Genomic DNA, 12499 nt, shown 5'->3' with positions numbered 1-12499 from the left:
AATAATCTAACGACGATTAGTTCATCAATCATATTCTAGCAATGGTTTACCATTCATGTCAAATCGATCAATTTTAGATTTTTTGCGTAACATTTTTAAATGTGAGTGAATTAGCTCATTAGTCATATCAGCAGTAAGTTGGTCATGCATCTCATCAAAACTAGGTGTGGTTGCTTTTCGCTTGTCTTCTAGAAGTATTATATGCCAGCCAAACTGGCTCTTGACTGGTACTTTAGTATAAGTCCCAGTCTTCAAGGTGAATGCTACATCTGAGAATGCTGGCACCATTTGATCAGCTTGAAACCAACCAAGATCACCTCCACGAAGGGCTGACGGATCAGTTGATTTCTCATTGGCTAGCTTAGCAAAATCAGCACCTTTATCAAGCTCTTTAATGATATCTTTAGCTTCTTTTTCGCTTTTTAACAGGATGTGACGTGCTTTAATTTCTTGCTTATCTGTTCGATTTGCAATGATTTCATTATAGCGCTTACGTAGGAGATTATCAGTTACTTTCGAGGCAATGTTCTGAGTGAGGTACACTTCAGTAATGACGCGATCTTTTGCTTCTTTAATTAATAACTTTACGTCATTCTGTTCGGCTATTCCGCTGGCAATAGCCTCCTTAGTAATTAGTATATGATCGATTGCTCGATTGAGCATTGGCTTGTAGATAGTATCTAGCGGCAATTTTTGGTACTGTTCCGGTAGATGATTCCTCATTGTCATTAATTCGCCAAATGTGATTTTGTTATCATCAACACGCGCAACAACGGTAGCTAAGTCAAGAGATGATTCGCTCGTTGGTCTTAATTCATGGTTTTGCGCGATTACTGATCTACAGACAGTAATATTAAGCAAAATTAAAGCAGCGCCGACCGCACGGCGCAGGGAGAACAACATACGCGGGTGTCCTTTCAAAATTTATGCGCGGGTGTGCTGCAATATCTTTAGGTTAGCTTGATACTGTAACGACTAGCAGCATAACCAGTTTTTGATGATTAGCAAGCACATTTGCACAGAGCAGAATTTTATTCAATCTATACAAAAGATTTATCAGATGAATACTTGATACATTATACTAATATTGCTTTATCTCCTCTATAAGAAAATAGAGAATATTACTTACGCTACATGTCAATGATCAAATTTGTATTATATTAAAACATTTGAACTAAAGTATGCAATCAAATGGATTTTAGTTGTACTTTGTATTGAGTCTGTTGGTAAACGTTTAGTATTGAATTTGCTTGGAAATGTTTGGTTTAAATGTGTATTATAATTACTACTATTTTGTTCTATCTACTATTTTGTTAATTTTTGAATTTTGCACACTCTAAGAGATTAAATAAATTAGTTACGAAATCATGTTAATTAAACATACTTAATTTTTTATTGATAAATATAGTAAGGTAATAAAGTCGCAAAAAGAAGATTTTAGGAGAATGTTTCTCGCTTTAATGCTAAAAGTTAGCAAAATTGTACAAATTATTGCCTAGTCAAGAAAATCTTGTTCGCTATGAGCAATGATTCATTTTTGGTATTGGTGTAAAATCTCAATTACAGACAATTTATACTCTTCAAACTTTATTAGTAAAGCAATCAATTAATGAGCGGGTTAATATAGATTGTTTGACTAATCCATGTGCGTTGACAGGGGATGCATTCACGCCTAAATTTCCTACCAGCGTTGTGTAGGTGTTTTGCGTAATTTTATATTCGAGGATCTTCTATGCTTAGTGGTATTGCTAGGGCTATATTTGGCTCGCAAAACGATCGCATTATCAGAAGAATGCAAAAGCACATAGATGCAATTAATAATTTCGAAATAGTTATTGCAAGCCTGTCAGATGAAGCTCTACAGGAGAAGACTGCTTTTTTTAGAAGACGTTTAGCTGCTGGTGAAACAGTTGACAACCTTATGGAAGAAGCATTTGCTGTGGTGCGGGAATCATCTAAGAGGGTTCTTGGGCAACGCCATTTTGATGTTCAAATTTTGGGTGGTATTTTTTTACATCAAGGTCGAATTACTGAAATTAAAACTGGGGAAGGTAAGACTCTGGTTGCGACTTTACCGGTATACTTAAATGCCTTGCTTGCCGCCGGAGTTCATGTGGTGACGGTGAATGATTATCTAGCTAAGCGTGATGCTGCTTGGATGGGGCGGGTGTATAATTTTCTTGGTCTAACAGTTGGCTGTATTGTACACGATCTTGAAGATAGTGAACGTAAAGCAGCTTACGCTTGCGACATAACATATGGGACTAATAATGAATTTGGCTTTGACTATTTACGAGATAACATGAAGTTCCGATTGGAAGATATGACCCAGCGGGATTTCCATTATGCTCTTGTTGATGAGGTTGATTCAATTCTTATTGATGAGGCCCGCACACCGTTAATTATTTCTGGTCCAGCCGAAGATAATTTACAATTATATAGTCAGATTAACGAGCTAATTCTGTATTTGGAAGACGATCACTATGAAAAAGATGAAAAGCATAGAACAATCATCTTAAATGACGAAGGCGTCGACAAGATTGAGCTTTTGCTCGTTGACGCTGGCATTATACGTGTGGGTGCTTTATACGATGTGCAGAACATTAGCTTGGTGCACCACATCAATCAAGCTTTACGCGCTCACAAGCTTTTTTCGCGTGACACTGATTATATTGTAAAAAATAATCGAGTAGTCATTATTGACGAATTTACGGGGCGAGCCATGGATGGTCGTCGCTATTCCGATGGTTTGCATCAAGCACTAGAGGCTAAAGAAGGAGTTGCCATACAGAATGAAAACCAGACTTTAGCATCAATAACTTTTCAAAATTATTTTCGTCTTTATCCCAGATTGGCCGGTATGACTGGTACAGCAATGACGGAAGCGTCTGAATTTCGAGAAATTTATCAACTCGAGGTTGTAGAGATTCCTACTAACGCTCCTGTTGTGCGTATTGACGAAGACGATGAGGTTTATCGGACCATTAAAGAAAAATACGAAGCGGTTGTAAAAACGATTGAGGAATATCGTAATAGAGGGCGTCCGGTACTGGTTGGGACTATATCAATCGAAAACTCAGAATCTGTTTCCAAAATTTTAAAACAGCGCAAAATTCCGCATAAAGTTTTGAATGCTCGCTTTCATGAAGAGGAATCTCATATAATTGCTCAGGCAGGTCGTCCTGGGTCTGTGACTATAGCTACTAATATGGCAGGACGCGGTACAGACATTCAGTTGGGTGGAAATATAGAGATGTGTTTAATTCAAGCCCTGGAGGGTGTGCACGATGAGGGCGCACGGCTACAAATTGTTGATAAGGTTACTGCTGAAGTTGAAGCAGATAAAAATAAAGCATTAGCAGCAGGCGGTCTATGTGTAATTGCTACTGAACGTCATGAGAGTCGGCGTATTGATAATCAGTTACGTGGTCGTTCAGGTCGTCAAGGTGATCCAGGACGGTCTAAATTTTTCTTATCCTTAGAAGACGATCTAATGCGTATTTTTGGCTCTGAATTGATTGACGGGATGTTAAAAAAGTTTGGTTTGCAAGAAGGAGAGGCAATTGTTCATCCATGGATTAATAAAGCCTTAGCAAAGGCACAACATAAAGTAGAAGCTCGTAATTTTGAGATTCGTAAGCAACTATTGAAATTTGATGATGTCATGAATGATCAGCGCAAGATAATTTATGAACAGCGTAGGGAGATTATGCGCTTGCCTGACGTACATGAGCTAGTTACAGAGATGCGTAAAGAAGCAATTGATGACATCGTTACTCAGGCAATTGAAGAAGGCTCATATTCTCATCAATGGGATTTGGAATGGTTGAATGATCAGATAGTGAATTTACTTGCACTAAACTTACCCCTGCATGAATGGGCTAAGGAAGAATTTATAACCAAGCAAGATATCCTGGAACGTGTTTATAAATTTTCTAATTTGCACATGAGTGAGAAGGATATTAATTTGGGCTCGAAATTGATGAGAATGGCCGAAAAACAGTTATTATTACATAAGTTAGATCAATTGTGGAAGGATCACTTGTTATCGCTTGATTATCTTCGCCAAGGCATTAATTTAAGGGCGTATGCCCAAAGAGACCCGTTAAATGAGTACAAGCGCGAAGCATTCTGCTTATTTGAGAAGATGTTGGCTGATTTGCGTACTAGCGTAACTTGTACAATTGCACATTTAGAAATCCCCACACAGTCATTAGATAATATTGCAATAATCAATGCAGGCAAAACTGCTAATAATCGAATTATAAACAATCAATTAATAAATGGTCAAGCAAATAGCTCAGTTAGAGAAGACGGTTATGGGGTAGTCTCGCTCACTGATCTGCGTAAAACGACTTTATTACCGCAGTTACCTATTGATCGGACAATCTCAGGGCTGAATAAATTGGCAGTTTGGAACAACACTCAACGTAACGCGCGATGCCCGTGCGGATCTGGTAAGAAGTATAAGCACTGTCATGGCAGATTTAAATGATTATATAAATTTTTGCTTGGAATCAAATACGGCTTGATTAAAGAAATTTAGAACTCTATGCGAAACTTTCGTAGTAGTTATTGTTGAAGCATGTATTTAAAAATCATCCGATTGAAGTATAAAATTTATCTACAGTTTACAGGTTAATGCAAAGAATCCATTTATTCTTAACTTTAGTGAGGTATTTGGTTGTGTATGTTTAAACAGGAAATAACAAATCTTGTCATCGGGTCATTAATTTTTATCTAGCATATACAAAACGCATTTTAATGTATTATTCCAGCCGTTTTGTAAATTTTAAGCAATTAGGTTGGGAAAGCATTGTTATATTTTGAACTTTCTAATGATAATAATATCAAATTTATATTTGATATTATTATCAAGTGCGTTTCATTCTATATGATCATCTAATTATTAATTGAATCTACTAATTATACTTTAATTCGTAGTATGGCTTGAATGTCGTACAGTCAAACAATAGCGACAGCAATTATGCTAATTAAATTATAAAGGTATCTGTTGTGTTATGCAATGAATATTACCACCTCCAATCAAGATCTCGCGTGCTGGTATGGGAATAATTTCTCGGTTAGGTAATGCATCAGCGATTATTAGGCATGCATTGTCGTCAGTGCGTGGATCGAGTAGAGGCACTAAAGCACGGCCATTAGCTAGGTAGAAATTTACGTATGATCCAGCTAATCTATCTCCTGCTTTACGTGATTTACTTCCAGGTCTTGATGCAATACCACTTGCCTCATAAGCTGTCCTATGCAGTGGACCTGGTGCAGGTAATTTAATGATATGGAAGGGATTGCCGTTAATATCACGTGTATTGTCTAGTATCGATAATGCTCTGGCAGAGCGTACATATTGTTCATCGTAAGGATCGTCAGTCCATGTAAGAAAGATTAAGTTTGGTCCAGCCACATGTAGTAGATTATCGATGTGTCCTGTAGTTTCATCTGCATATACACCACGAGGTAACCAGATTACTTGACTTGCACCGCTGTAAGATTTTAATATCTCTTCGCACAATCTATACCCTAACTTGGCATTACGACCATTACTAAGCACACACTCTTCGGTAACAAAGATAGTACCTTTTCCGTCACTATGTATCCCTCCTCCTTCTTGAACCAATGGTGCACGATATCGATCCATCCCTTCGTTTTTTGCTACAATAGCTGCCACTGCATCATCTGCTTGCCAGTCTTGGTATAGTCCATGAGCTACACCCCCCCAAGCGTTAAACATCCAGTCGACTGCTCTCTTAGAGCCTTTATTGTTAATTAATATAGTGGGTCCAACATCACGCATCCATGCGTCATTACTTTCCATTACTACTAAACTGACTTCACTTGGTAATGTAGATTTTGCCCGCGCTAGCTTTCTCGCGGAGACTCCAATTTTTAACGACTCAACGCTGACAATAGCTTCTGCAACGGCAGCAAAAGATTCTTCCGCTGGCATGGCATCCTTGCGCCAGTTATCGCTGCGTTCTGGCCATAACATCCAGGTTCCAGAATGAGGTTCGAACTCGCCTGGCATCCAGTAATTATCTTCTACTGGGGTACTTTGCAACAGATCTACTGTTCGATCTAATAATTTTGTCATTTACTTGCAAGTAGTACAATATTCTTGATTTGTAAGCACAAAATGACGGGTCATAATAAAGAAGCCATTTTCTTTCGAGGAGTTTGAAGAAGATTTTTTCTAAAACTATAATTCTAACCAGCTTGAAAGTAGTTATTGCACTAGACCACTATCAACATCTATTGACCTAGAACAGATTATACAATAATAATCATCCATTATTAAAGACTTTATGTCTCCTAAATGTCGAAATAAATTAATAATTCAATATCTTTGAAAAATAATAATTAATTAAATTTTATGCCTATAGCAAATATAATTGATCTTTGCAATTTAAATACGACTCTAAACTATTTAAAATATTTATTATTACTTTTAATCGTAAATTAATTGTACAATTAAATAATATTTTTATTAATCTTTAGTAGCACTTGTAAAGCTAATATTTAAAATGTCGTAATTATTTTTAAATAAGCATCAATCTTGGTATTCAATTTATAGTGACCTTTAAACAAAAATACTAAAACTTTGCATTCGTAATCCGAATATTATGTTTTATTCCAGGTTTAGGATTATCATTAGTTAATTGGCCTTTTTCGTGAAGATTAACAAGAAGTATTTTATCGGGTTAATTAGCCTTACTTTATGAGTTATTAGTACTAGTAGATGTGAAGTTAATGATATATCAACCTAAGATCGAATTGATTTTTAAATAAGATTACGATTTAGGTACCATTGTATCTTTTAAAAATACCTAATCAAAAAATGACATTTTATCAGGTAAAATCTATGCAATTTGTCTTAAAAATTTTATACTACCAAAAATCTAAATTTAACATTAATCTTTTGACTAAATTAACATTCGATCTTATCAAAGATACTGTTTTAACTTGCATATTTGTATGAGGATAGTATCTTAAGTTTATCTTAATCGATATTAAGCATTTATATATTGAACTCAGCAAATAGTAATCAACTAATACAAGTATATTGCTGTTATTATAATATTTTTCTTTATATACGCAATATACGAATTAGGCTGTACTTTATTTGCTATTCTTAAAAATTACATTTATTTAAGGAGAAAGAGATACAGAGATTTAACTATAATGCTACTGCATATAGATTATGATACTTAATTAGCAATTTCATACTTGTTTTTATTTCTAAGAGCTGCAATTGAAATTTATTTGATATTACAAGCTAAAAGTTGATAAAATTACAAGCTTTATAAGCTATCAAATCGACAATGCAATTGAATGTGTATTATATCTAAGATATTATTATGTAATAATCGTAAATATAGCACAGTTAAGGAATAATTTAATTATTATGTATCTAATATCTATCATTCATTGTAATCGATAGCTGTTTCGATTAAGTTGATTATATCAATTTTTGTTTTTGATAATTCAGCCAGAAGTTAAGTATCATTGAATACTAGTTACAATTGTGTTTCTTGAATTTTTCCTAGTATTATTAAACTACTCTCAGATTAAGTGTAGAGATTATTTGTTTTCTCTATTTCGTATTTACAGTAATTTGGCTATCTACGCAAGATTAAGTTAATAATAAGCCTTTTGATTTTTGTTCTTTTCTGCAGATTAATTTTTATATTATAATCTTGAATAAAATCATACGCTATAAGATATTTTTGGAGCTTAATACTGAGTATTAACACAATATTATAAATTATTGATTAGATGGCGCAAATACTTGATTATTTTAAAAACTAATGGATAGAATAGCAATATGTTTAGCCCTACAGCCTAAATCATACTAGTCTATTCTGTATCGATGCTGTAAAATCGATTAAATTATTCAATGTTAGTTTTTGCATTTTGCTTTTAGTGTCTATGCCTAAAATAAATTATTTATTTGTTGACGCGAAACTTTTTATAAAGCACCGTCAGTTGCTAACACAAATCGATGTATAATCCACACTTAGCGGTTAAGATTAAAGAAATAAATTGCTGTTACTCCATGAATTACTTGTTAAAATATATTTATGCTAATAGCGTTTTTTTAAATCAAAATATTATAGAATTTGATTCTATCGAAATTAACAAATAGTTATTTGTTAGCAATATTTAATTATCAATTACTAAATTGATCTCTTGATGTAAAACGCATTTTTAATTATTTCACTAATAATTAATCGTTAATTATTAGTGTGTTTTTACTTTATTCTGTTCAATTTAAGCTAGATAATCGTAAAATTATTAATTTTTGCATTGTTTGATGTTATAAAAGATGCTTCTAGGTAGAATTACTAATTTAATAATCATCACCGAATTCTATGCTGAAATCTATTATTCGTAGTTACATTGGTTATACTACATTAACTAAGGTTATGCGTGCCTATATTCGCATGCTTTTAGCAACAATTAACATTGAACGATACATAGACCAAGAATCCGAAGCTATTATCGCTAGTAGTAAACCCTTTTTAGTGATTTTTTGGCACAATCGTCTTGGTTTAATTGCTAATAGTTGGCCACGCGGTAAGCCTTTAGCGATGTTACACTCATGGCATTCCGATGGTTGTATGATAGGTGAAGCCATGTCGGACTTTATTACTTTACCGATTCATGGCTCAACCAGACGTAAGCCTATGAATGCTCTGCGTGGAATGCTGCGTGCTTTGAAAAGGGGCTATCCAGTGGCAATTACTCCTGATGGACCACGTGGACCTCGTATGCGCTGTCAGCCTGGCGTAATTGAGGTGGCGCGATATACAGGCCTTCCGATACTTCCATTTACTTGTAGCTTGCGACCATGCATACAAATTGCTTCCTGGGATAGGTTTTTGTTTCCTCTACCATTTACCAACGGTGTTGTTATGATTGGCGGGCCAATTTACCTTACTAAAGAAGATAATCGAGAGCAGGCACGCCTTTTAGTTGAAGGAATACTAACCGATGTGACAAATGCTGCAGACCGCTATTTAGGCATGAAACCTACAGCACCGGCTCCTCCAAAGCAGACTCTATCGATGTGATTTTACAAATATACAAAGCACTTGTTACATTCTCAGGATTATTTCTTGATGTATATTTTAGGCTGAGATTAGTGCGAGGAAAGGAAAATAAATTTCGTTTAAATGAACGACGCGGCATAGCTACTAAATCCCGCCCATCTGGCCGATTAGTCTGGTTACATGCTGTTAGTGTAGGTGAGGCGGCTGGGCTTCTTGCTTTAATTAAGATAATCCATGATACCAAGCCATGGATTATCTTGTTATTGACTACTTGCACTGTTACTTCAGGTGATTTAATCCGCAAATTATTACCTAAAGGGGTGATTCATCAGTTTATACCCATAGATCGGCCGGCTTGGGTGGGGCGATTTCTTGATTATTGGAACCCCGATTTAGCTATTTGGATGGAGTCAGATTTATGGCCAACTATGGTGACTGAGGCTAATGCACGCGGCATCTATATGATTATTGTTTCAGGTAGATTATCTTTCCGCGCATTTCAACGCTGGAAAAGTATAGGTAGTTTGGCTAAACCTTTGTTTAGCGCATTTGATCTGGTGTTGGCTGCTAGCCATGAGCAAGTAAGACGTTTCTTTGCTTTGGGTTGTGTTGATGTGCGTTATGTAGGTAATTTGAAAGACTCCATTGTTCCTCCTAAAGTAGATATAAAAATTGCTGCAGCATTGCGAAATTCTATTACCTATCGTCCGGTTTGGCTTGCCGCTAGCACTCATCGAGGTGAGGAATCGCTAGTTCTTGATGCTCATGCTCAGATTGCTAAAACTAAACCAAACTTGCTAACAGTTATTGTGCCGCGTCATACAAATCGAAGCGATGAGATTGCTCGTATTGTGCAAAGGAGAGGATTAACTTTAGTCCGTCGCTCGGCTAATCAATCAATAAAAGAAAGAACTTCTGTATACTTAGCCGATACGATGGGCGAGATTGCTATTTTTTACAGTGTCATACCGGTCACCTTTTTGGCTGGTTCTATGGTAAAAGTAGGTGGTCATAATCCGATAGAAGCTTCCTATTGCGGTACCGCAATAGTATTTGGCCCGCTTATGGAGAACAATCGTGAATCTGCTGATGCTCTTATTGCGGCTGGTGCCGCAAGAGAGGTTAATGATGCTGCTAGCTTAGCTAAAACGGTTGAAGATCTACTAGACGATCCAATAACAGCAAATGAAATGGGAGCATGTGCGCGAAGGGTTGCTATAGCGAGAGCTATTAAAATTAATTCTATTTTGGAGGTAATAGATCCAATACTTCCCGAGAAACCTCTTGGTGTCACCTAAGTTTTGGCAAACTGCTGGTTGGCTAGCACTAGCTCTGTTGCCTATTAGTTGGCTTTGGAGATTAGTTACTTGCATCCGTAAAGCTATAACGAAGCCGTATCGTTCGAGCTTACCGCTAATTTGTGTAGGTAATGCAATAGTAGGCGGTGCTGGTAAAACTCCAACTGTGTTAGCTATTGCTAGTAAGTTAATTGCTCATGGCAAGCGAGTGGGATTATTATCACGAGGCTACGGTGGACGTCATGCTGGACCTATACATGTAGATTTAGCTGTGCATACATTCGCTGATGTAGGGGATGAGTCTATCTTGTTGACTGCAAGAGCTCCGACGGTTGTTGCACGTTGTTTGCCTGATGGCGCTAGATTACTGGAAGATAGTGGGTGTGATGTTATTATTATGGACGATGGTTTGCAGAATCCTTCTGTCATACCAACCATCTCTTTACTTGTAGTTGATGGCGTTATTGGGATCGGAAATGGTCAAGTAATTCCTTCTGGGCCATTGCGCGAACCATGGAAAGATTCTTTGCAGAAATCGCATGCAGTATTATTGATAGGTGAGGATCGTAGAGAAATTAAATCTTTGATTGGCGACAAACGTTTAGTACTACTTGGAATGTTAGAGCCATCTCTTGCAGCTTTATCTTTACGCAACTGTCGGGTACTGGCCTTTGCTGGAATTGGTAGACCATATAAATTCCATGAAACTCTTATAAAAATCGGCGCTAAGGTGATTGGTTTTCGTTCTTTTGCTGATCATCACCCTTATAGATTATCTGAGTTGAATAAGCTAGTAGAAGAAGCAGTTTTTGAAGATGCAATCTTAGTGACTACGGCGAAAGATGCTACACGTTTACCGGTAGAGATTAGAGCAAGCGTCACGGTGGTGGAAGTATCGCTTGTTTGGGGGGATCCAACAGCGCTCAGTATATTTTTGGATCGGATATTATCTTTTTAAGAGTATTATTTAGCATTGGAAGTTATGATGAATAATTAATTAGATATATAGACCATTCCAATTAGTAAGGTCACTCATTTCTCGCTTTATCAGAAATAGCTTCTAGATAATTCAATAATTTTTTATTGAATAGGCTGGCAGCTAGTTTCTATAGGTGAAATAAGAAATTTATTTGTAGGCATTCTAATGCTTTTAATTAACAAGTGTTAAAATTGATCGTACATATTTCATCTTGTGGTTTAGGTGATTGTTTTGGCTATATGCGATAATCAATTATGTTAATCTGTAAGATTAATAATGGTTAAATTATACCAGTAATAATATTAATCATAACTAATATTTTAGTATTAATTTGATGAGTGCACAAAACAATATGACCAACAAAAATAATTATTATTCTTTATTACCTACAGAGTTAATGTGATAGAATTATTGAAAGATATTTTGTAAATAAGGTATTTTTGTCTTATTCATACAACCTAGTTTTTTTAATACATCATTTTATTTTGATTAATTTTTTAACTTCTTTGCTCAAAGATAAGCGTATAAGTTCATAAAATATTTTTTATATTTGATTAAAATACATTCAATTAGGTAATTAGTATTGATTTTAGAGTAATTAATCTTTATATATTGCGTAACGTACAACTTCTTGTCCTTAATATACTTTTGAGTAGCAAAAATTGCTTGAAGGCACTGTTAATTTTGATTAATTGCTGTAGAGACTCGTGCTACTAAAGTTGTATTTTAAATAATTGTTGCAATTGCTTCTTTTTTCTTAATTAAGTAAGTAGCATTATAAGTGATTATATAAATTGCTCTTCTAAAATTAAAACTTTATCGATTTGGGGCGACCATGATAATTATTTGCCCATATCTGAAACAATATTAAATATAAAAACTAAACTATAGAGTAATAAATTAAACTATAGAGTAATAAATATAGATAACTCATTATAATTAGCTTTAACAAAATTTTTAACAGTCATTTTTTTATTTACACTTTTTTTATTTAAACTATTGATTGGTTAGTCTATGATTTACCCTATTATAGGTAATAATCCTCAAAATGTTTAATTAAACGCTTGTTTTTTTTTAATTAATTTATAATTAGTACTTTAGTTAAAAATTTTGTTTAAGCTATTTAAAATTTAATTTTTATTCTGAGTCCA

At 35.1% G+C, this 12499-nt stretch carries 6 protein-coding genes; 4 read left to right on the top strand and 2 right to left on the bottom strand.

Going from position 1 to position 12499, the window contains the following annotated elements:
- Positions 1–24 precede the first annotated feature (24 nt).
- Positions 25–903, bottom strand: coding sequence for a peptidylprolyl isomerase (locus tag P856_RS03700; RefSeq protein ID WP_025300823.1), 879 nt, complete (start codon positions 901–903; stop codon positions 25–27).
- 829 nt (positions 904–1732) lie between these two features.
- Here P856_RS03700 and secA point away from each other — a divergent pair.
- Positions 1733–4495 carry a preprotein translocase subunit SecA gene (gene secA / locus P856_RS03695; protein WP_025300822.1) on the top strand — a complete coding sequence of 921 codons (2763 nt, stop codon included), beginning with the start codon at positions 1733–1735 and terminating at the stop codon, positions 4493–4495.
- 504 nt (positions 4496–4999) lie between these two features.
- Here secA and aguA read toward each other — a convergent pair.
- Complete coding sequence (gene aguA, locus P856_RS03690; RefSeq protein ID WP_044214933.1) at positions 5000–6112, bottom strand: agmatine deiminase; 1113 nt, start codon at positions 6110–6112, stop codon at positions 5000–5002.
- Between the two features lie 2278 nt (positions 6113–8390).
- Between aguA and P856_RS03685 the strand changes: the two genes are divergently transcribed.
- The 3 genes from P856_RS03685 to lpxK all read left to right on the top strand — a co-directional run bounded on the left by P856_RS03685 (position 8391) and on the right by lpxK (position 11327).
- Positions 8391–9092 carry a lysophospholipid acyltransferase family protein gene (locus tag P856_RS03685; RefSeq protein WP_025300820.1) on the top strand — a complete coding sequence of 234 codons (702 nt, stop codon included), beginning with the start codon at positions 8391–8393 and terminating at the stop codon, positions 9090–9092.
- Between the two features lie 71 nt (positions 9093–9163).
- On the top strand, positions 9164–10369 hold the full coding sequence (locus tag P856_RS03680; RefSeq protein WP_227028665.1) for a 3-deoxy-D-manno-octulosonic acid transferase: 1206 nt from the start codon (positions 9164–9166) through the stop codon (positions 10367–10369).
- Positions 10359–11327, top strand: a complete 969-nt coding sequence (lpxK, locus tag P856_RS03675) for a tetraacyldisaccharide 4'-kinase (RefSeq protein WP_227028699.1) — start codon at positions 10359–10361, stop codon at positions 11325–11327. Before P856_RS03680 ends, lpxK begins: the two co-directional genes overlap by 11 nt.
- Positions 11328–12499 lie beyond the last annotated feature (1172 nt).

It is taken from the genome of Candidatus Endolissoclinum faulkneri L5 (assembly GCF_000510265.1).
GTDB lineage: Bacteria > Pseudomonadota > Alphaproteobacteria > Thalassobaculales > Thalassobaculaceae > Thalassobaculum > Thalassobaculum faulkneri_A.
This window is presented reverse-complemented; position numbering and strand designations above follow the sequence as displayed.

Excerpts from the sequence above, each read along its gene's own strand:
- aguA (WP_044214933.1), bottom strand. The coding sequence starts at position 6,112 with ATGACAAAATTATTAGATCGAACAGTAGATCTGTTGCAAAGTACCCCA.
- P856_RS03700 (WP_025300823.1), bottom strand. The coding sequence starts at position 903 with ATGTTGTTCTCCCTGCGCCGTGCGGTCGGCGCTGCTTTAATTTTGCTT.
- secA (WP_025300822.1), top strand. The coding sequence starts at position 1,733 with ATGCTTAGTGGTATTGCTAGGGCTATATTTGGCTCGCAAAACGATCGC.
- P856_RS03685 (WP_025300820.1), top strand. The coding sequence starts at position 8,391 with ATGCTGAAATCTATTATTCGTAGTTACATTGGTTATACTACATTAACT.